We start from the raw sequence: 19,609 nt of genomic DNA, 5'->3' as shown, positions 1-19,609 counted from the left end.
CCGTCAGCTCCGCATGAAGCCTTCGCACTCACCTTCGGCCCAGGCGAGCACCTTTTCCATCGCTTCACCCTGATGATAGCGCAGGCACATCTTGGTCAGGGTCGCCTGCGTGTAGATCTGCTGTGCGATCTTCGGTGGGGCCGGTGCCGCGGCGATCGAAAGGGTCTGATGGTTGTGCGGGTTCGGATAGTGGTAGAGCGTGCCCTTTGGCGGCCCTTCCTCCTGCCAGACCTTCAGCGTGGTTAGTTTTTCGTAGCAGGGCAGATCGTAGCCTCCGCTCGCCACGCACATCTTCTCGATCGCATCCGGTTGCGAAAGCGCCCTGAGCACGCTCTTGGCCGCTTCCTTGTTCTTGGAGAACGACCAGGTGCCCCAGAAGTAGGAGAGGTACGGCGCGTAGCGGCCCTTCGGTCCGGCCGGGAAGCCATGAGTCCAGCACTGCTCGGCCACCTGCGGTGCGTCGCGCTTGGCGACCGCCCAGGCGCTCGGCGGGTTCATGACCATGGCGCCCCTGCCGGAGACCAGCCATTTGTTGTTGGAGGAGTCATCCCAGGCGCCGGCGCTCCGGCGGCAGGAAGGAGATCAGCTTCTTGTAGAATTCCAGTGCCTGGCGTACCGCATCGGTCTTGACGGTGACGTTACCCTTCTCATCGACGAGGGCTGCACCGAACGACTGGAAGATTGCGCCCGCTGTATCGACGTTGTCGCTGGTCTCGCCAAGTCCGATGCCGAACGGAACGCCGCCTTTCTGGCAAGCCTCCGCGGCCTTGAGGAAGGTGTCCAGGGTCCAGCTATCGGCCTTCGGCGGGGCACCGGCAGGATACAGTGCTTGCACGTCGATGCCGGCATGCTGCTTCATCAGATCGATGCGGGAACAGGGCCCCTTGATCTGGCTGCCGACGCTCGCGGGCACGGCGAGCCATTTGCCTTTGGACTGGCCGAGATATTTCACGGTACCGTTGGGTTCGCCGTTCTGCTTGATGAGGCCTTCCATGACGTCGTTCATGGGTTCCAGCAGCTCGGCCTGCGCATGCGGCCACCAGGTTGGCATGGCGAGAATATCGTGGCCGGATTTCGCCTGTGCTTCGGCTGCGATGGTGAGCAGGTTCTTGTTTCCCTGGCTCGGGATGTAGTCGATCTGAACCTCGACCTTCTCCTTCTCCTTCCAGGCATTGACGATATCTGTCGAGGCCTTGTTGGCGCCGGGAACCCAGTGGTCCCAGAAACCGATCGAGAGCTTACCGGCGGCGTGGGCGCCGCGCACATAGGGCGCGGTGATGAGCGCTGCGGATGATAGCGCTGTCGCAGCAACGAATTGTCGGCGAGAAAGCTTCCTGCGTGACATAGCGTTTCCTCTTTGCTGAGCCAGATTTTGCTTCTTATTATTCTTCTCCGTCCGGAGGGGAGCTGCATCGAGGCGGCCGCCAGCGGAGATTTTGTAATCGGATCAGACCAGAATTGTTTGCATCTGTCGAGAAAACACAGCGGCCGCCGTCATTGAACTAACGTTGCGTGGAAATTCCGGGCCGCGGGAGCGACGATGTCGTGGCATCGGCATCGTCAATAATCGACGCGGCAATATTGCGCCGCACACTTTGTGCTCGAGCAGGTGCGCAAATGCGCTGCAGTCGATCGAACGCGCGTCTAACGCCTTTGCCCGGAAGCTGTTTCCTGCCGGGAACCGTCCGGCGCAGCGGTGGACGAGTTTGGGGCGGAAACGATAGTTTAGGCAAAGAGGGATTCTCGCGCGCCTTGGCGATTGCGCGTGGAAAATTTCTCGATCGGACCATGGAGACCCGACAATGACACGTCCTCAGCAGCTTGCGCCGACGCCGTCGCGTTGGTGTTTTGTACTTGGCGCCATAGCCGTGCTGGCTCTTGGCACATGTGCGACCGCGAACGCGCAAGGGCTGGTGCAGGGCGTGCAACAAGGGGCGCGCGAAGGCAACAAGGCTGCCGGCCCAGTCGGCGGCGTGCTGGGCGGCGCGATCGGCGGCGTCGTCGGCGTGGTCACCGGTGTCACCGGTGTCCTGACCGGAGGCAACAATAACAACAAGGGCGGACAGGCACCGGCGGCGAAGGATTCCAAACAAGGCGAGGCTTCCAAGCAGGGCGATACCGCGAAGCCTTCGAAGGGGTCCAAAGCGACGAAGACCGCAAAGCAGCAACAACCGCAGCAGCCGGCCGTCCTCACCCAGACCGGCGCGCCGCAACTGACGGCCGAACAGATCGTCGCCAACAGCGACGCCAATATCGAGCGGATCAAGAAGGAGCTAAATCTCACGCCCGAGCAGGAGAAGCATTGGGCCGCGTTCAACAGTGCGATGCACTATCTCGGCCATAACGGTGCCGACCGGCTCAATCTCCGTGTCGCGCGCGCCAAACGCGATCCTCCCGACGACATCATCGAGCAGATGCGCAATGAGGCTCAATTTCTCAATGATCGCGCCGTCGATCAGCGCAACGTGGCCGATGCCGCCGAGCCGCTATTTGCCACCCTGGACGACAAGCAAAAGGCGGTCTTCATTCAGGAAATGGTCAACCTGAGCCACGAGCGCGGGCTCGACTAAAGCGGGTTGGTCGGACGAATAGCCGGGCACGCCTGCCCTGGGGTAGGTTGAAAGGCGCGGCACCCGGCTATTCTGCCGCAGCGGCGCGGCTCCTCCAATCTCATTGCAATGATGAAGAAAACCGGACCAACTCGCGCCTTAGTCGTGGCTGACTTGCGGCGTTGTCGGGAACTTCAGTCTTTCATCGGTAGTGTTGCACCCCAACATCACGTGCGGCCTTGGCGCTGCTGTGCCCTGCTCGTCTGACAGGCACGGCTCAGCCAGTCGAGCCCGGACCCAGGCGGGGCGCAGGCCTTAGGTTTTCGGAAAGTTCAGCTCCACGCCGACGCCATCGGGATCGTAGAGAAAGAACTGGATGTCGCCGGTGCGCGGCACGACGCTCTCGTGGAATTTGACGCCTTTCGACTGCAGCCGCTTGCGCATGCCCTCAACGTCGGTGGCGGCAAAGGCGATATGGTCAAGCCGGCCGGTATCCTCATACTTCTTCTCGGTACCACGGACGACGATGCCCTCACGCGGCTTGCGCGTGCCCATCAGATGCACCGTGGCCGTGCCGCCGGAATAGAGCCAATAGCCGGGGAAATCGAGCGGCGGGCGATCGCCGTTTTCCAGCCCGAGCACATCGCAATAGAAATCCTTGGTGCGCTCAAGATCGGCGGGCTCGATGGTGTAATGCTGCAATCCGCCAAGTCCCATGGTCGCTCTCCCTAAACAAAGCTAAGGTCCGTATCGACGCCCATCATCCAGGCGCCGACGGTTTCAAAATGCCTGAGCTGGCCTTGCAACTGCTGGGTCACAGTATGGATGTCGCGGAACCGCCGCTCCAGCGGATGGTCTTCGAAGATCGCGGTCGCGCCAGCGGCGTTGTAGGCAAAGTCGACCGCCTCGCGCGCCTTGTGGATGGCATGGGTCGAGGCCATGCGGATGTTCATGCGCTGCGCGACCGTGATGGTGGCGCCCGCGGTGAGATCCTTCCAGGTGTCGGCCATCGATTGCAACACGTAGCCCCGCGCGGCGCGGAGATTAACTTCCGCCTGGGCGAGGTTGCACTGGACCACGGCATTATCCCGCAACGAGATCCTCGCGCCACGCGGCACCTTGTTACGCATCGTATCGACGAAGTTGTCGAGGGCGGTGCGGGCGATGCCGCAGGCGACACCGGCAAAGCCGACCTGATAGCAGGTGTGGTTGCTCATGCGGTAGAGCGGGCCGCGCTCGCGGCATTCCCGGTCGAACTCACGCGTAATCGAATGGTCGGCGCGTACGAAAAAGTCGTTGAGCGCGAACTGGTCGCTGGCGGTACCGCGCAGGCCCACGGTGTTCCAGATGTCGGTCCACTCGACGTCTTCGGCGCGTACCAGCATGGTGCGCTCGAGCGGGGCTCCATTGGCGTCGTATCTGGGCGAACCGTCGGCCGCATAGATCGGGCAATGCGCGCCGAGCCAGGTCGCGTGCCGGCCGCCGGATGCAAAGGACCAGACGCCGGTTACCCGGTAGCCGCCGTCGCATTCGACCGCGCGAACCCTGGGGCCGGGGCCCCACGCTAGTACGGCGCGCGGATCGCCAAAGATCGCCTGCGCCACCGGCAGGTCGAGATAGGCCGCCGACATCGCGCAACCGCCGGCCTGGCTGAGACACCAGGCGGTGGAAGCATCGGCCTTGGCAATGGTTTCGATGACGTGGAAGAAAGTCACCGGATCGGTTTCGATCCCGTTGGTCGAGCGGGGCAGCAACAGACGGAATAATTGCGCGTCGTGCAGCTTGTCGAGCAGCGTGGGCGGCAGCCGCCGCGCGGCCTCGATGTCGTCGGAAGCGGCTGCGACATCAGAACGTATGGCCTCGGCCCGGGCGATCACTGCCTGGTCGCCCGCAAGATCGGCAGAGTTTGCGATCGGTGTATTCAAGGCCAGCCTGCCGGTTCGTCGCGTTCGCGTGCCAGTGACCAGTAGATAGTGATCAGTAGATTAAGGCTATCGCGCCATCGCCACGATCGGCAAGTCCATGGCGACGCGGAGCACGCCTGCGCGTAGGCGATGGGGATTTCGTGCCGCTTTGCACAATGAGGTCCGTACGGCGAACACGTCCGATTTGTTTAAGGTTTTGCGCTAGCCTAACAGTTTGACCGGAATCGATCCGGGATGGGACAGACGGGATGGAAGAGCGACGAAAGTTTCCGCGCACGGAGATCGAGGAGCCTGCCTATGTTTCGTCGGGTGGCTCCGTGATGCGCTGCGTGGTGCGGAACATCTCGCGCGAGGGCGCTGCGATCGATGTCGACAATCCGGCCTTCGTCCCGCAGCACTTTCGCCTGGTGATGGCAAAGGATCCGTCGATCGTGCACGAGTGCCGGGTCGCATGGATCCAGAACAATCGTATCGGCTTGACCTTCATCAGGATGGTGGACGCGGTTACGGATCGGCCGACGTCGAACGGGACGCGCTGAGCACACTACTCGATCCGCAGCTTTGCATCGCGTACCACCTTGCCCCACTTATCCATCTCCAGCCTGATGCGCGCGCCGAACTGATCTGGCGTATTCGCGATCGCCTTGAAGCCGAGCGTCGTGAGGCGTTGCGTCACGTCCGGCTGTGCGACAATCCTGGCAATCTCACGGTGAAGCAAATCGACGATTTCTTTCGGCGTCCCTGCGGGGGCGACGATCCCGGTGAGTGTGTCGGCCTCCTGATCCTTGATGCCCTGTTCGGCGAAGGTTGGTACGTCAGGCAGGCCTGCGGCCCGCTCGGTCGAAGCCACAGCAAGCGCGCGCAATTGTCCGCTCTGCACCGCCGAGAGAGCAGGCGGCAGCGCGGTAAAGGCGATCGGCGTGTGCCCCCCGATGGTCGCCTGAATAGCCGGGGCAGCGCCCGTGAACGGGACGTGGACCAGGTCAAGCTTGAAAGCCAACCGAAACAGCTCGCCACCCAGATGCGGCGTCGATCCGACGCCGGGGCCGGCAAAGCTGTATTTGCCGGGCTTGTCCCTGACGAGCTGCACCAGTTCCGGCAACGTTTTGGCCGGCACCTGCGGGTTGACCACGACGACATTCGGCGAAACCGCGACCAACGTTACCGGCGCGAAATCCTTGACCGGATCGTATGGCACCTTGGCATAGAGGCTGGGATTGACGACAAATCCGGTGCTGACCACCATGATGGTGTAGCCGTCCGGCGTCACGCGCGCGACCTGGCCGGCTGCCGTGTTGCCGCCGGCGCCGCCGATGTTCTCGACGAAGAATTGCTGGCCGAGATGGTCGGTGAGCTTCTGCGCCACGATACGGGCGATGGCATCGGTCGGTCCGCCCGCTGGGAAGCCGACCACGACGCGCACCGGCTTGCTTGGATAGTTTTGCGCCGACGACGCCAGGACACCGGATAGCAACCACGCGGTTGCCAACAAGACCCGCAAAGCCGTGGCCATGGCGCTCTCCCCAATATGTTTGTTGGGACCATCATCGGCGAGGCCGCGACGCCGGACAAGGGGTTATTGCGACGGCCGGCGAGCGTTACTTCATCAGCAGCGGCTTGAGCCGTTCTTCCAGCTCCTCGAACGACATCGAGCCCTGCAGCCGCACGCCGTTGAGGAAGAAAGTCGGCGTCGAGGTAACCTTCAACTCGCTATAAGCGTATTGTTGGTCGGCGGTAAGCTTGTCGAATTGCGCCTGATCCTGCTCGCAGGTCTCGACTTCCTGCTCGCTCATTCCATGCAATTTGCCGACGTAGATCAGCGTATCCTTGGTCTGCGCCATCAGGCGTTCCTGCAGCTTGAACAGGGTCTCGACTGCGCTGAGGTATCTTTCGGAATCGCCCTTGCCGGCGCAGCGCGCCAGTATCGAGGCTGCGGCAGCTTTGATGTCGAGTGGAAATTCGCGGAACACGAAGCGTACCTTGCCGGTGTCGATGTATTTCGAACGCAGCATCGGAAGCACATTTTGGCTGAACGCCGCGCAATGCGGGCAACTCATCGAAGAATATTCGGTGATGGTCACCGGCGCCTTGGCAGCCCCAATGGCGATTTCGGGGAGGGATCCCGGTTTGGCGACGTTGGCGGCAATCGCGCTTTGCGCCGTCGCGGAGCCCGCGAAGGCGAGCGACGCGAATGCAACGAGCGCGAGGACGGCGATGGGACGATAGTCGTTCAACGTGGCTCCGAACCGAATTTGGCAAGCGACCGTGCGACGGGAGTGCGTCTTTTATTGGCTTAGCGAGCCAAAAGCCACCCGATCAGATTGATTGCGCACCGGGAACCGTCGCCATTGGCGACCGCGCCGTGCCAAAGGGATGTTGTCGCCTGTCTTGACCGATGGTTTGATGCAAGTGTGACGCCTGCGCCGCCCAGCCACGCGGCCGGGTCCTTATTCTGCTCGGCGAATTACAACAAGAGAACGTCATGACCGAGCACACGGCGCTGTTGGGCGAAACGCACACAGCGGACGCCATGTTGCGGGCGCGGGCCAAGCGGGTCGTTCCCGGCGGCATGTGGGGCCACTTGAATGCCGCGCGGCTCCCGGAAGGCTATCCGCAGTTCTTCGCGTCCGCGGAGGGCTGTCGCGTGCGCGACGTCGACGGGCGCGAATATATCGACTTCATGTGCAGTTGGGGGCCCATCCTGCTCGGCCACCGGCATTCCGAAGTTCAGGCGGCGGCTGAAGCGCAGGCCGCCAAAGGCGACTGCTTGAACGGCCCGGGCGAGGTCATGGTGGAGCTTGCCGAGGATCTCGTCGCCAAGCTGCCGCATGCCGATTGGGCGATGTTTCAGAAGAACGGCGGCGATGCGACCACGTGCTGCGTGACGATCGCCCGTGCCGGCACCGGACGCCGCAAGGTGCTGGTTGCGCGTGGCAGCTATCACGGCGCGCTGCCATGGTGCTCGCCGAGCGTTGCCGGCGTGACCGCCGAGGATCGCGCGCATCTGGTACACTTCGAGTACAACGACGTGCAGAGCCTGCGTGCGGCGGTCGAAGAAGCGGGCAAGGATCTCGCTGCGGTCCTGGTGACGGCTTTCCGCCACGACATGGGTCGCGATCTCGAACTGCCGACGAAGGAATTCGCGGCAGCCGCGCGTGCGGCATGCGACGCGGCCGACGCCGCTTTGATCATCGACGAAGTGCGGGCCGGCCTGCGTCTCGATGTCAGGGGGAGCTGGGAAGCGTTCGGCGTGCGTCCGGACCTGTGTGCCTGGAGCAAGGCGATCGCCAACGGCTACGCGCTGGCCGCCGTTACCGGCAACGACCGCTTCCGCGAAGCCGCCACCAAGGTATTCGTTACCGGGTCGTTCTGGTGCGGCACGGTGGCGATGGCGGCAGCGCGAACGACGCTGCGGATCGCGCGCGAGACGGATGTGCCCGGGCATATTCGTGCGATGGGCATGAGGCTGCGCGAGGGATTGGCATCGTTGGCGAACGAGCACGGCATCGCGATCCGCCAAAGCGGCCCGCCACAAATGCCGCTGATGCTGTTCGAGGCTGATCCGGAAGTACGCAAGGGTAGGACGTTCTGTTCAGTCGCGCTCCGCCACGGCGCGTTCTTTCATCCCCAGCACAACATGTTCCTGTCCTCGGCGCATCGCGCATCCGATATCGACGAGGCGCTGCAGGCAGCCTCGCACGGCTTCAAGGCCGTGCGAGAATTGGAGGCGAGATCCAATCGATAGATCGATTGGCGGGCATCAATAAAAATGCCCCGCAACGCGGCCTTTACGACCGGCGATGGCAGGGCAGTCTTAGGAGAAAACGGCGAGAGCGCGCGCGGGTAGGTCGTTGCTTTCGCGGGAGGTGCCGGCGTACCCAGCCCGCCCTTGTCATGTCGGCGTCTTCGAGCGATTCCAGATATGGTCCGATCGTGACGGAGCGAGACACTATAAATGGGCGCGCATGTGGCGATCTCCTGTTCCATGTGCTCAAGAAATGGCAAAACGCCGTGGCTGGTGCTGCGCTGCCGACGTAGCCATGTTAGGAAAAGTTCGGGTGGGTTCGATTGACGGACTCAGGAATGACCCGCTCGTCACGGATAGAGCGCACATGTTTGCGTGAGGATACCGGACGAAATGCACGCCATGGTCCTGCAAGCGCCCGGCGCGTTACTGCGGCTTGAGCCGCGCGAGGACCCGGTGCCCGGGGCCGACGAAGTACGTATCAAGGTTGGCGCGTGCGGCGTGTGCCGGACCGACCTGCATGTCGTCGATGGAGAACTGCCTGATATTGCCTACCCGATCGTTCCCGGCCACGAGGTGGTCGGTCGGGTGGAAGCTCTTGGTCCCGCTGTGACGTCTCTAAGGATCGGCGAAAGGGTCGGCGTTCCCTGGCTCGGTCATACCTGCGGCGACTGTCCCTATTGCCGGAGCGGCCGTGAGAACCTTTGCGACCACCCGCGCTTCACCGGCTACACGCGCGACGGCGGATTTGCCACGCATCTCGTCGCGGACGCGCGCTATTGCTTCCCACTCGGCGAGGCCGACGACGATGTCGCTGTCGCTCCCTTGCTGTGTGCGGGCCTGATCGGCTGGCGCTCGCTGGTGATGGCGGGCGATGGAAAACATCTCGGTATTTTCGGCTTTGGTGCAGCCGGCCACATCATCGCGCAGGTGGCCCGCTGGCAGGGGCGTTCGGTCTACGCGTTCACTCGTGCGGGCGACGTCGTGGCGCAGCGCCTTGCACTATCGCTCGGCGCAGCTTGGGCCGGCCGGTCGGAGGAGCAGCCTCCGGTGCCGCTCGACGCAGCTATCATCTACGCGCCGGTCGGCTCCCTGGTGCCGTTGGCATTGCAAGCAGTGCGCAAAGGCGGGCGCGTGGTCTGCGCCGGCATTCACATGTCGGACATTCCCTCGTTCCCTTACCGCATGCTCTGGGAGGAGCGGCGGCTGCTTTCGGTTGCCAACCTGACGCGGGGCGACGGGATCGAGTTCTTCAAGGTCGCGGCGCAGGCTGGCATCAAGACGCACACCAGCGTGTTTCCGTTGCAGGAAGCGAATGAAGTCCTCTCCAAACTGCGCGCCGGGCAGATCACGGGCGCCGCTGTGCTGCAGCCATGACTATGCGACCACCCCCAGATGCTGCCGCAGCCGATGCTGACAATCAGCAACACGTGCTCGATTTCCTCGATCGCTCCAGTTTCGGTGCAGCCGGGGGCGGCAAGCGGATCGATACCCATGCGTCCATGGTTTTTCTCGGAGCTGATCGGGTATTGAAGATCAAGCGTGCCGTGCGGTTACCATTCCTCGATTATTCGACATTGGAGAAGCGCAAGAACGCCTGCGAGGAGGAACTGAAGGTCAACGCCGGCAACGCTCCCGAGCTCTACCGGCGTGTTGTTCCCATCACGCGCAATTCCGATGGCGTTCTCGAAATCGGCGGCTCGGGCACCGCGGTCGAATGGGCGGTCGAAATGACACGGTTCGACGAGAAGCAGTCGTTCGACCGTATCGCTGCATCGAAGACGATCGATCCGTCGCTTGCGACCGCCTTGGCCGATGCGGTTCTGCAATCCCACGACAGGGCACCGCGCCACGACGGCAAAAGCTGGCTTGCCTCCGTTCTACCCATCATCGACCGCAATACCGCAAAGTTTGAAACCGTGCACGGACTTGATTCCGTTGCGATCGGTCAACTCGATGCCGCCAGCCGCGCCTCTGCAACGACATTGCAACCGCTGCTCAGACAGCGCGCCGAGCAGGGGTTCGTGCGCCGTTGCCACGGCGACCTGCATCTTGCGAATATTACGTTGGTCGATGGCCGGCCGCTGCTGTTCGATGCCATCGAGTTCGATCCCGTCATTGCCACGACGGACATTCTCTACGATCTCGCGTTTACGCTGATGGATATGATCCACTTCAATCAGGGGGCAGCGGCAAACGCAGTGTTCAATCGCTACGTTACCGCAGCCGCGGATGAAGACTTCGATGGGCTACGCCTGCTGCCGCTGTTCTTGTCGATGCGGGCAGCGATCCGCGCGCATGTGCTGTTCGTGAAGAGCGAAAATGCCGGAGAGAGCGACGCAGTGCGGCAGGAGGCCAAGCGCTATTTCGATCTGGCCGGACGCCTCATTGCGCCCAAGCCGCCGTTGCTGGTGGCAATCGGCGGGTTGTCGGGGACAGGAAAATCGGTGCTTGCACGCGGACTCGCGGGTCTGATCGAGCCGCCACCCGGCGCGCTCATCGTGCGCTCGGATGTCGTCCGCAAGCGCCTGTTCGGTACCAGCGAAACCACCGCTCTGCCGGAATCTGCCTATCGACCCGCAACGACGGAGCGAGTGTATGAAGCGCTTTCGAGCGCTGCGCTGCGCGTGCTCGCCCAGGGCTGTTCCGTGGTGCTCGATGCCGCCTATCTGCAGGAGGCGGAACGGAAGGAAATCGAGAATCTCGCGGCCACGCACAATGCGCGGTTCGTCGGCCTTTTTCTGACGACCGATCTCGCGACGCGGCTGGCGCGGATCGAGCAGCGCAGGGATGATGCGTCCGATGCGACACGAAGCGTCGCCCTGAAGCAGGAGACTTTCGCGCTCGGCGCGGTACAATGGCATATGATCGATGCCTCTGGGACGCCGGAACAGTCGCTGCGCAACGCCCGGGCGGTCCTGCCTTTGGTGCCGGACGAGCCTTGACGATGCGCGGCCGCCCAACCAGTACATCCGGCCTGCACAACACCTCCGCGGTGAGTCTCGACTGTGCAACCGCATTCCAGACGATTGCGCTCGACTGCATCGCTTCTATCAAGGCCCAGCACAGCAGCGCATGCGCCGGCGATGCCGAGGCGGTGCATCAGATCCGCGTCGCGATTACACGGTTGCGCGCCGCTGTGGCGTTCTTCGCGCCGATCGTGGTCGATGCGGAATGGCTGCGTCTAAAAAAAGAAATCGCCTGGCTGAATGGTTCGCTCGGCGCCGCACGCGACAGCGACGTCCTGGTCGAATATGCACGCCGCAAGCGTTACCGCGGTTGGGCAGAGCACATCATCAAGCAGGCCGATCAGTGCCAGACGTGGGATCACCGCCGCCTGGTTCGCTGTCTGCGCACCGTTCGGACGCGCCGCCTGATCTCGGCAATCGCTGAGTGGACCAGACAGGGAGAGTGGCTGGCGCGGTGCAAGCGGAATGAGACGGAGGCTTTGCAAGCCTATTGCGCGCGCGAACTCAACCGTTGGCACGAACGGTTGATCCGCAAGGGACGCCACCTGAAGGCGCTGGGTGAATCGCGCCGTCACCGGCTGCGGATCAGGGTCAAACGCTTCCGCTACATGCTGGAAGCGCTCACGGAAACCGTCGCGCTGCAGAGCCGCGGCGAGTTGCATCACCTCCATCGGCCGGCAAAGCGAATGCAACGCGCATTGGGCGACCTCCGCGATCTCAGGCGTTTCGCCGGCCTTCCCAGCCGATCGCCGCAGGCCGAAAGCGGTAAACGAAGCAAGGTGCCGCCGGGCTATCGCCATCGAAGGAAAGTGCTGCTCGGCGCCGCCATCGCGTCTTATCGTGAACTGAAACAGGCCCGAGCCTGCTGACGTCATCGTTCGCAGCGCTCCCGTCGGACATTGTCACGCGCAGTGCGTTCGACTGCATGACCGTGCCGGTGCTGATGTCGTACTGATCCCTGGGCGGCAGGGATGCGACCTTTCGTCTCCGTGAGTTCCTTGTCTCATCTCCTTGCGGCGGTGCTGCGGACGCAATAACGCCAGTTTGATGGACCTCAATGTTCGATCCGAATCCGGTCAGTATCGCTATCCGGTCAGCACCGTTTCGGCGGAAATTCAGAAATCGGAGATTGTCATGTCAGAGCTGTCTGAGCGGGCCGCTTCCGGTTCCTTTCCTGCGGCCGCAAATGCTGAAGTGGAAGCCACCAAACTGAATCAGGGCGCGCTGGAGTTCATGCTCGGTGTCCAGAAGATGATGTTCGAGGAATGGGTGTTTCTCGGCGGCGAGATGCTGGAGCGGACACGGACCGAGATGCACTTGTACACGGAGTTCGTCGCGAAGATGGCGAGCGCGCATTCGGTGCGGGACCTCAGGACGATGTGCCAGGAATGCGGCCAGCATCAGCTCGACTTCTTCCGCCGCGATTCCGAACGGCTGTTCAGGCATGCCGAGCGGATGATTGCGGCCACGTCGAATTTGATCAGCGGACGCTCGTTGAACTGATTGGCCAGTAGCATGCACCTGAAATCGCCCCTGCCGACGGCGCGCCGAGTGCGATTTGTTATGGCGCGTGAACAGTTCCAGGCCAACTTGTCGCGCAAACGTAACATTGCGCTGCACATCTTTCCAGGCTCACAGTAGGCCGCGACCTGCCGGTACTGGAAAACGATGTCCACCTATCGTCTGAAAAATTTGCTTTCGCCGCATTCCGTCGCATTGGTAGGGGCTAGCCCGCGCCACGGCTCGGTAGGCCGTGCCATTCTCAACAATATTCGCAAGGCCCAGTTCAAGGGCGAATTCGGCCTCGTCAATCTGCGCTATCACGAGATCGATGGCGTCGCGACCGCAGACAGCATCGCAAAACTGTCTTTTGCGCCGGAACTCGTTGTCCTCACGGCGCCTGCCCATACCATCGCCGGCCTGATAGATGAGGCGGGTCGGCGCGGCGCGGCCGGCGCCGTCATTGTCAGTGCTGGGCTCGGCCACGGTCCGGGCTCGCTCGCGGAAGCAGCGGAGCGCGCAGCGCAAGAATACGGCATGCGGTTGATCGGCCCGAATTGCCTTGGCATCATGATGCCGGGCGTCAGTCTCAATGCGAGCTTTTCCGCACATATGCCGGCCGCGGGCCATTTAGCGCTCATCTCGCAGTCCGGCGCCATTGCCGCCGGCATGGTGGATTGGGCGGCACAGCGGGCCGTCGGATTTTCCGGCATTGTTTCGATCGGTGACCAGCTCGATGTCGATATCGCCGATCTGCTCGATTACTTCGCGCTGGATGAAAAGACCCACGCCATCCTGCTGTACATCGAGGCGATCAAGGATGCCCGCAAGTTCATGTCGGCCGCCCGGGCAGCCGCCAGAATAAAACCGGTCGTGGTCGTCAAGTCAGGCCGCATGGCGCAAGGCGCGCGGGCCGCAGCAACCCATACCGGAGCGCTCGCCGGCGCTGATGCCGTCTATGACGCTGCGTTTCAACGCGCCGGCATCCTGCGCGTATCGAATCTACGCGAATTGTTCGACTGCGCCGAGACGCTCGGCCGGGTCAAATCGCCGCCTGGAAAGCGGCTTGCGATTCTGACCAATGGCGGCGGCATCGGCGTGCTGGCGGTTGATCGGCTGGTCGAACTCGGCGGTATTCCTGCGGCTCTCTCGCCGGCGATCCGCGAGAAGCTGGACGCGGTTTTGCCGCCGACATGGTCGAAATCGAACCCGGTCGATATCGTCGGCGATGCCGATCCCGCGCGCTATGCCGCAGCGCTCGAAGCGTTGCTGGCCGATCCCGAAAACGACGCCGTGCTGGTGATGAACGTGCAGACGGCGATTGCGCGCGCCGACGAAATCGCTGTGGCCGTGACCGACGCGGTGCAGAAATATCGCGCCGGGCAGCGCACGGCGCCGAAGCCCGTTCTCGCAGTCTGGGTCGGCGCGGAGCCATCGATCGGCGATCTCTTGAGCGCGGCCGGCATTCCGAACCATCCGACCGAAGACGACGCCGTGCGCGGTTTCATGCATCTGGTCCGCCATCGCGAGGTGGTGGAGGCGCTGGCGCAGGTTCCGCCCGCGATGCCGATCGAATTCGCTCCCGATATCAATGCAGCGCGGCAGATCGTTGCTGCGGCGCTGGCCGACGGCCGTTCATGGCTCGATCCGATCGAGATCAAGCGGCTCCTTGACGCCTACGATATCGCGGCCGTGCCTACCTTTGCCGCCGCCGATGCCGACGAGGCGGTCACGCATGCGAATGCGATCTTTGCGCGGGGGGCGACCGTCGTGCTCAAGATCATGTCGCGCGACATCGTCCACAAATCCGATGTCGGCGGCGTGGTACTCAATCTCACCAGCGCCGATGCGGTGCGCAAGGCGACCAGCGAGATTCTCGCGCGGGCAAGATCGCTGCGGCCGGAGGCGCGAATATCGGGCGTGATGGTGCAGGCGATGGTGGTGCGCGCGAAGGCGCGCGAGCTCATTCTCGGCCTCGCCGACGATCCGACCTTTGGCACTGTTGTCGTGTTCGGCCGTGGCGGAACGGCAGTCGAGATCATCAATGACAAGGCGCTGGCGCTGCCGCCGCTCGACCTGCAACTGGCGCGCAGCCTGATCGAACGTACCCGTGTCTCGCGGCTATTGCGCGCCTATCGCGACGTGCCGGCGGTGAAGCAGGACGCAGTCGCAATGGTTCTGGTCAAGCTGGCGCAGATGGCCGCCGACATACCCGATATCCGTGGGCTCGACATCAATCCGCTGCTGGCGGATGAGGCGGGCGTGCTGGCGGTCGATGCGCGGGTTGTGATCGGGCGCGTGGAACGAAAATTTCGTGGCTCGGGCCCGGCGAATTTTGCCGTGCGGCCATATCCCTCGCAATGGCAGCGTCACATCGAGGTCAAGGACGGCTGGCGGGTGTTCGTCCGTCCGATCCGGCCTGAGGACGAGCCAGCGATCCACGAGATGTTGAAACACGTCACGATGCAGGATCTGCGGCTCCGGTTCTTTGCACCGATGAAGGAATTTTCCCATGAATTCATCGCCCGCCTGACCCAGCTCGACTACGCCCGGGCGATGGCCTTTGTCGCCTTCGACGAGGCGACCAACGAACTGGTCGGGGTGGTCAGGATCCATTCGGACTCGATCTATGAGAGCGGCGAATACGCGATCCTGCTCCGATCCGATCTCAAGGGCAGGGGGCTCGGCTGGATCCTGATGCAGATGATCATCGAATATGCAAAGTCCGAAGGATTGAGGGCGATTTCCGGCGACGTGCTGACCGAAAACACGGTGATGCTGGCGATGTGCCGCAGCCTCGGCTTCGAGGTGAAGTCGGCCCCCCAGGAGCACGATATCTGCAACGTCAGGCTCGCGCTTTAGCCCTTTTTGAGCGCATGCGCCTTCGTGACGCTGCCGCACGACGACAATGGCGGCTGGCCGTCAGTGCGAAAACAGGATCGGGAGCGGCGGCCTCGACAGCAGGCTCTTGGGTGGCGCCGCCGAGGATGAATTCGCGCCATCGCGAATGTCCATAAGCGCCCATCACGAGAACGTCGACCCGATGTGATGCCGTATAGGCTTCGAGCACCTCGCCGATCGGCTGGTCGTTGGCGTCGACCTTGTCGAGCACGACGTCGATGCCGTGTCGCGCCAGGTTTTTTGCCAGCGCTGCGGCGGAATGCTTGCTATCCAGCTTCTTCTCGTTGGTGACGGTAACGATCCGCACCTTACTCGCCTTTTCGAGCATCGGCATCGCATCCGAAATCGCCCGGGCCGCAGCACGACTGAAATCCCAGGCGATAGCGACCGTCCCCAGTTCGAACGGACGGGCCCGCGGGCCCTCGGGCAGGACGAGAGTAGGACGGCCCGATCCGAATATCACGGCTTCTGCGTACCACTGATCGTAGCTTTCCGGCACCGGCACAATGGTGAGGTCGCGAAGCCGCGCGTAGTCCACGAGGAGATCCGGCACGGCGAAGGTCGGGCATTTCTCGAGAATGTTTTCGTGCGGAATGCCGGCCTTGTTTGCGGCGACATCGAATGCGGCCAGCATGTCCCTGGCGCTCTTCCGGCTCTTTTCCATTTCGCCCGCAATGATCCCGGGAATATTGGCCGTCGATCCGGAAAGGAAGTGCCCGGGCACTTCCACATGCACCTCGCAAGCTAGCGCCGAAAGGTAGATCCTGTGCCGGGATCCCGAGGCATCCGTCGTAGCCTTCCGTCACGGCGAGACGCGGCACGTCTTCGCCGTGCGCCAGCGCCTGCGCCCCGATGCGGCGGCCCATTGCCACGCTTCTTAAGACCGGGATCGAAGTCGATATTCTGTCCGGCGATCGCGAGCCAGCCGTACGCCATGCGGCCGAACAGCTCGGTATCCATGGATGGCGCGCGGCCGTCACGCCGGCGGACAAGATTGCACGCAGGCTACAACCTCTTTGCCGTGCCGCTCGCAATCGCAGGCCTCGCCACGCCGCTGGTCGCTGCCGCCGCCATGTCGGGTTCGTCGCTGCTGGTGATCTTGAATGCGCTGCGCGCGCGCATCGCGGCGCCAGGGAGTTTTGCTGATGGAAGTTTTGGTATTCCTCGTGCCGCTGGCACTCACGCTCGGCGCCATCGGCCTGATGGGTTTCCTCTGGTCGCTCAAGAACGGCCAGTACGACGACCTCGAAGGGGCAGGCTGGCGCGCGATTGCTGATGACGAGCCTGTTGCGGAAGAGCCGGTGCCTTCGACCAGGACCGGACGCCGCTAGGCGCTATCGATACCCGCTGTTCGGAAAGACGACTTCGCCCGCCCAAATATCTTGACGCACTTCAAAGACACCTGCTGATCGCAGTCCGGCTAGGCAATCTACCGGCAGGTAAGATTTCGTTAACCTTACGAGAGCAAGACTTTGCCTGCCGGGGCTGGGCGCATCATAAAAGGAGACTCCCATGCCAAATCTCGACGAGGCCATTCGCGAACGCGCCTACTACCTCTGGATCGCCGACGGTCAACCCGAGGGCCAGGCAGACAACTATTGGCTAAATGCTCAACGCGAAATTCTCGCGACATCGGTTGAAAGCTCAGGCAGCAACGCTCCCGCTGCAGCGCCCGCCGACACGGGATTAGTTGCGATGAAAACCGCTAAAAAGGCAAAAGTCGCCCGATCCGAAAAAGCAAAACCCGCGCCGCATAGTTCCATGCGAGCATCGTCACGCGGACCGTAACGACGACAGGAGGCAGACCGTGCCGAGGGGGCAGGCCTGGTCGATTTCGCAAGGAGGGCTACGGCGGGCCTGCCCAGGCCGTTGCCAACGATCGGTCAGTGCCTCAACGGCGGGAGTCTTTGATTTCACTGTGGATTCGAAACAGGGAGGCACGAAGGGAAACAGGGTACTGGCGGAAGGGGTGGGATTCGAACCCACGGTACCCTTGCAGGCACGCCGGTTTTCAAGACCGGTGCCTTAAACCACTCGGCCACCCTTCCAACCTTGAAGGATCAGCCACTTAGCGGATGGTGGACCCGAACGCAAGGCGAACGGCGTACCAAAAACGTACCAATTCATTTGCCCAGGAAGCTGCCGACGAAGCCACTGATCGTCGAGGCGAGGTTTTCGGCAGCCTGCTTAGTCCGCTGGCGCTTGACGTAGTTCCGCAAAAGAACCGCCGGATCGTCCCCAATGCGCTGGGCCACGATATGCACCGGCGTTCCGGCGTCGAGCAGGGCCGTGCCGTGAATGCCTCTGAGGTCATGGAAGCGGGTTGCTCCGAAGCCGATCACCCCGGCGCGGCGGGCGAATTCCTTGCTGAAATTTCTCGGATTGCGCCAGGCCGTGAACGAGAAATCCAAGCCGGGCGCTGGAGTCGCCGGGAATATCAGCGCTTCGGCTGGCAGTTTGACCAGCGAGAGATCGACGTCGACCCCGTCAGGGATTCCAGCGGCAATGCGCAGGTGCTTATCCCTGACATCGAGCAGCATCTCGAGCGTTGCGTCATCGATGTCGATGGTGCGCCAGCCGCGCTTGGTTTTCGGCCGCTTGCGCCGGATGCCGTGCTTTTTCGTCTGCTCCAGCGCCCATTCGATCCGAAGCGTTTTGCTTTCCACAGAAAGATCGCACCAGCGCAGCGCCAGCAATTCGCCCCGGCGCGCACCAGTGGCGGCTGCCAACGCAACGACGGGGTAGAGCGGTGATTGCCGGAAGCCTGTTATCAGCGCCTTGAGCTCGTCCGGGCTCAAACCCTCGCCGATGGTATCGGTGCCTTCGTCTGAGTCGGCATCCTCCTGCCGCGCCTCCGGGTCCGGTGTACGTTCGACCGCGGACATGGGGTTTACCGAGATCAGCTTGCGGCGCTGCGCGGTGCCCAGGCATGAATTGAAGACGATATGGACGTGATGAGCCGTGCGAGCAGATAGATCCTTCGCTTCGACCTTAATCTTGAGTCGGTCATAGAGGGCATCGATGTTCGTCGCCTGCAATTGCTGCAATCGCGTCCCGCCGAGCGCCGGTTTGACGTGCTCATTCAACAACTGTTCGTAGCGTTCGACCGCGCGCTGGCCAACCGGCTTTCGTCGCTTGCCGTGGCCTCGAGGAGCGCCAGCCGCGATCCACTGATCTATCCATGCACTCACCGTGATCTTGTCGGGCTCGATGTGCTGGCCGGTGTCGCCTTTGTGGAGCAGCTCGCGAATTTTTTCCTTGGCTTCCGCGACCGTCCCCGTGAACGCTTTGCAGTAACGGCGATCGTTGATCGTGTAGCGAATTCGGTAGGGCTTGCCGTTGCGCTTGTCTATCGTGCCCTCGTTGTGTCCGCGTCGTCGCTTAGCCATTGTGGTTCCCCTCGCGGATGCTTCGGTCGATCATGCGCCGACCTCCGACTGGAAATCGCCTGCAATGTCGAAAAGTGGTGTATGGCGTAATTCTCGGATCGTAGAAATCGGCGTATACTCAGCCAGATTTCTGCCAGCTTCGAAGAAAGTTTTTGCGATGCTGCTCGGTGCTGTTTGAAAGTAAAGCGTCGATTCCAATTGATCGCGATAAACCACGAGCCGGTGAAACGGCCTCCGTTCAATTCCCGGCATGAGCAGGATCCTAGCGACCGCCTCTCGAAGCGTCGCGGCGCCCGTAAAGGCGCACTTCTCCATCGGGGTGGACTTGCACAACCATTTGACGCGTTCGTCCACAAGCGAGGGATTCTCCGTGAACATCTGGCTGAGGATCAGGGCTGCCAGATTTTCGGCAGTTAGTCTGACGCCAGTGCCGGGGCCTTTGCCTTTGCGCTGTCTTACGACCCCGAGCGCAACCAATCTGCGTTGGTACTCGTAAAGCGAACCCGGTGTGGTCTGTAAACGACCCGCGAGCTTCGGCAAAAACGATTTGAGACCAATCTCCATAAAGTGAACGTTATCCGGAATAGTCGGTATCGTCCACTACTTGCGAACAGACGCAGAACGGGCTAAT

Annotated in this window: 17 protein-coding genes, 1 tRNA gene and 2 pseudogenes; 11 read left to right on the top strand and 9 right to left on the bottom strand. The window is 62.3% G+C overall.

Annotated features, from left to right (window positions below; all coding sequences use genetic code 11):
- Window positions 1-3 precede the first annotated feature (3 nt).
- A pseudogene (locus tag V1273_RS18270) lies at window positions 4-1,345 on the bottom strand (ABC transporter substrate-binding protein).
- Window positions 1,346-1,802: 457 nt separating this feature from the next.
- On the opposite strand from V1273_RS18270, the gene V1273_RS18265 reads away from it, so the two are divergent.
- Window positions 1,803-2,570: a Spy/CpxP family protein refolding chaperone gene (locus tag V1273_RS18265; protein WP_334362707.1), complete on the top strand. Its 768-nt coding sequence runs from the start codon at window positions 1,803-1,805 to the stop codon at window positions 2,568-2,570.
- Between the two features lie 294 nt (window positions 2,571-2,864).
- Here V1273_RS18265 and V1273_RS18260 read toward each other — a convergent pair whose 3' ends face one another.
- Window positions 2,865-3,266, bottom strand: coding sequence for a VOC family protein (locus V1273_RS18260; protein WP_334410482.1), 402 nt, complete (start codon window positions 3,264-3,266; stop codon window positions 2,865-2,867).
- Window positions 3,267-3,277: 11 nt separating this feature from the next.
- Window positions 3,278-4,474 carry an acyl-CoA dehydrogenase family protein gene (locus tag V1273_RS18255; protein WP_334410481.1) on the bottom strand — a complete coding sequence of 399 codons (1,197 nt, stop codon included), beginning with the start codon at window positions 4,472-4,474 and terminating at the stop codon, window positions 3,278-3,280.
- Between the two features lie 248 nt (window positions 4,475-4,722).
- Here V1273_RS18255 and V1273_RS18250 point away from each other — a divergent pair, with 248 nt between their 5' ends.
- Window positions 4,723-5,013: a PilZ domain-containing protein gene (locus tag V1273_RS18250; protein ID WP_334382195.1), complete on the top strand. Its 291-nt coding sequence runs from the start codon at window positions 4,723-4,725 to the stop codon at window positions 5,011-5,013.
- 5 nt (window positions 5,014-5,018) lie between these two features.
- Here the strand turns inward: V1273_RS18250 and V1273_RS18245 are convergent, their stop codons facing one another.
- Both V1273_RS18245 and V1273_RS18240 read right to left on the bottom strand, forming a co-directional pair.
- Window positions 5,019-5,987 carry a Bug family tripartite tricarboxylate transporter substrate binding protein gene (locus V1273_RS18245; RefSeq protein ID WP_334382196.1) on the bottom strand — a complete coding sequence of 323 codons (969 nt, stop codon included), beginning with the start codon at window positions 5,985-5,987 and terminating at the stop codon, window positions 5,019-5,021.
- Between the two features lie 85 nt (window positions 5,988-6,072).
- Entirely contained in the window at window positions 6,073-6,708 is a 636-nt protein-coding gene (locus V1273_RS18240) for a DsbA family protein (protein ID WP_334362702.1), read from the bottom strand.
- A 248-nt stretch (window positions 6,709-6,956) separates the two neighbouring features.
- On the opposite strand from V1273_RS18240, the gene V1273_RS18235 reads away from it, so the two are divergent.
- The 6 genes from V1273_RS18235 to V1273_RS18210 all read left to right on the top strand — a co-directional run bounded on the left by V1273_RS18235 (window position 6,957) and on the right by V1273_RS18210 (window position 15,550).
- Complete coding sequence (locus V1273_RS18235) at window positions 6,957-8,219, top strand: aminotransferase class III-fold pyridoxal phosphate-dependent enzyme (protein ID WP_334410479.1); 1,263 nt, start codon at window positions 6,957-6,959, stop codon at window positions 8,217-8,219.
- Between the two features lie 393 nt (window positions 8,220-8,612).
- On the top strand, window positions 8,613-9,596 hold the full coding sequence (locus V1273_RS18230) for a zinc-dependent alcohol dehydrogenase family protein (protein ID WP_334410478.1): 984 nt from the start codon (window positions 8,613-8,615) through the stop codon (window positions 9,594-9,596).
- 2 nt (window positions 9,597-9,598) lie between these two features.
- On the top strand, window positions 9,599-11,164 hold the full coding sequence (locus tag V1273_RS18225) for a bifunctional aminoglycoside phosphotransferase/ATP-binding protein (RefSeq protein ID WP_334410477.1): 1,566 nt from the start codon (window positions 9,599-9,601) through the stop codon (window positions 11,162-11,164).
- A gap of 2 nt (window positions 11,165-11,166) precedes the next feature.
- Window positions 11,167-12,057, top strand: coding sequence for a CHAD domain-containing protein (locus V1273_RS18220; RefSeq protein ID WP_334410476.1), 891 nt, complete (start codon window positions 11,167-11,169; stop codon window positions 12,055-12,057).
- 265 nt (window positions 12,058-12,322) lie between these two features.
- Entirely contained in the window at window positions 12,323-12,691 is a 369-nt protein-coding gene (locus V1273_RS18215; RefSeq protein WP_334410475.1) for a hypothetical protein, read from the top strand.
- 165 nt (window positions 12,692-12,856) lie between these two features.
- Window positions 12,857-15,550 carry a bifunctional acetate--CoA ligase family protein/GNAT family N-acetyltransferase gene (locus V1273_RS18210; RefSeq protein WP_334410474.1) on the top strand — a complete coding sequence of 898 codons (2,694 nt, stop codon included), beginning with the start codon at window positions 12,857-12,859 and terminating at the stop codon, window positions 15,548-15,550.
- On the opposite strand, the gene V1273_RS18205 is transcribed toward V1273_RS18210, so the two are convergent.
- The gene (locus tag V1273_RS18205; RefSeq protein ID WP_334410473.1) at window positions 15,534-16,319 is read right to left on the bottom strand and encodes a universal stress protein; all 786 of its coding nucleotides are present in this window, start codon (window positions 16,317-16,319) and stop codon (window positions 15,534-15,536) included. The two genes, V1273_RS18210 and V1273_RS18205, sit on opposite strands and share 17 nt — an antisense overlap.
- A 31-nt stretch (window positions 16,320-16,350) precedes the next feature.
- On the opposite strand from V1273_RS18205, the pseudogene V1273_RS18200 reads away from it, so the two are divergent.
- The 3 genes and pseudogenes from V1273_RS18200 to V1273_RS18190 form a co-directional block, all read left to right on the top strand.
- Window positions 16,351-16,715, top strand: a pseudogene (locus V1273_RS18200) (hypothetical protein); the annotation flags it as partial.
- A gap of 19 nt (window positions 16,716-16,734) precedes the next feature.
- A complete protein-coding gene (ccoS, locus tag V1273_RS18195; RefSeq protein ID WP_334410472.1) occupies window positions 16,735-16,920 on the top strand; it encodes a cbb3-type cytochrome oxidase assembly protein CcoS in 186 nt (61 codons plus the stop codon).
- Between the two features lie 181 nt (window positions 16,921-17,101).
- Complete coding sequence (locus V1273_RS18190) at window positions 17,102-17,377, top strand: DUF2934 domain-containing protein (RefSeq protein ID WP_334362694.1); 276 nt, start codon at window positions 17,102-17,104, stop codon at window positions 17,375-17,377.
- Between the two features lie 170 nt (window positions 17,378-17,547).
- On the opposite strand, the gene V1273_RS18185 is transcribed toward V1273_RS18190, so the two are convergent.
- The 3 genes from V1273_RS18185 to V1273_RS18175 all read right to left on the bottom strand — a co-directional run bounded on the left by V1273_RS18185 (window position 17,548) and on the right by V1273_RS18175 (window position 19,542).
- Window positions 17,548-17,637 (bottom strand) — tRNA-Ser (locus V1273_RS18185).
- Between the two features lie 75 nt (window positions 17,638-17,712).
- Entirely contained in the window at window positions 17,713-18,978 is a 1,266-nt protein-coding gene (locus V1273_RS18180; RefSeq protein ID WP_334410471.1) for a tyrosine-type recombinase/integrase, read from the bottom strand.
- 30 nt (window positions 18,979-19,008) lie between these two features.
- A complete protein-coding gene (locus V1273_RS18175) occupies window positions 19,009-19,542 on the bottom strand; it encodes a hypothetical protein (protein WP_334410470.1) in 534 nt (177 codons plus the stop codon).
- Window positions 19,543-19,609 lie beyond the last annotated feature (67 nt).

Origin of the sequence: Bradyrhizobium sp. AZCC 1721 (assembly GCF_036924715.1) — a bacterium.
Lineage (GTDB): Bacteria > Pseudomonadota > Alphaproteobacteria > Rhizobiales > Xanthobacteraceae > Bradyrhizobium.
This window is presented reverse-complemented; position numbering and strand designations above follow the sequence as displayed.

Coding starts and splice junctions, on each gene's coding strand:
- V1273_RS18265 (WP_334362707.1), top strand. CDS start 1,803: ATGACACGTCCTCAGCAGCTTGCGCCGACGCCGTCGCGTTGGTGTTTT.
- V1273_RS18260 (WP_334410482.1), bottom strand. CDS start 3,266: ATGGGACTTGGCGGATTGCAGCATTACACCATCGAGCCCGCCGATCTT.
- V1273_RS18250 (WP_334382195.1), top strand. CDS start 4,723: ATGGAAGAGCGACGAAAGTTTCCGCGCACGGAGATCGAGGAGCCTGCC.
- V1273_RS18245 (WP_334382196.1), bottom strand. CDS start 5,987: ATGGCCACGGCTTTGCGGGTCTTGTTGGCAACCGCGTGGTTGCTATCC.
- V1273_RS18235 (WP_334410479.1), top strand. CDS start 6,957: ATGACCGAGCACACGGCGCTGTTGGGCGAAACGCACACAGCGGACGCC.
- V1273_RS18230 (WP_334410478.1), top strand. CDS start 8,613: ATGCACGCCATGGTCCTGCAAGCGCCCGGCGCGTTACTGCGGCTTGAG.
- V1273_RS18225 (WP_334410477.1), top strand. CDS start 9,599: ATGCGACCACCCCCAGATGCTGCCGCAGCCGATGCTGACAATCAGCAA.
- V1273_RS18220 (WP_334410476.1), top strand. CDS start 11,167: ATGCGCGGCCGCCCAACCAGTACATCCGGCCTGCACAACACCTCCGCG.
- V1273_RS18215 (WP_334410475.1), top strand. CDS start 12,323: ATGTCAGAGCTGTCTGAGCGGGCCGCTTCCGGTTCCTTTCCTGCGGCC.
- V1273_RS18210 (WP_334410474.1), top strand. CDS start 12,857: ATGTCCACCTATCGTCTGAAAAATTTGCTTTCGCCGCATTCCGTCGCA.
- ccoS (WP_334410472.1), top strand. CDS start 16,735: ATGGAAGTTTTGGTATTCCTCGTGCCGCTGGCACTCACGCTCGGCGCC.
- V1273_RS18190 (WP_334362694.1), top strand. CDS start 17,102: ATGCCAAATCTCGACGAGGCCATTCGCGAACGCGCCTACTACCTCTGG.
- V1273_RS18180 (WP_334410471.1), bottom strand. CDS start 18,978: ATGGCTAAGCGACGACGCGGACACAACGAGGGCACGATAGACAAGCGC.
- V1273_RS18175 (WP_334410470.1), bottom strand. CDS start 19,542: ATGGAGATTGGTCTCAAATCGTTTTTGCCGAAGCTCGCGGGTCGTTTA.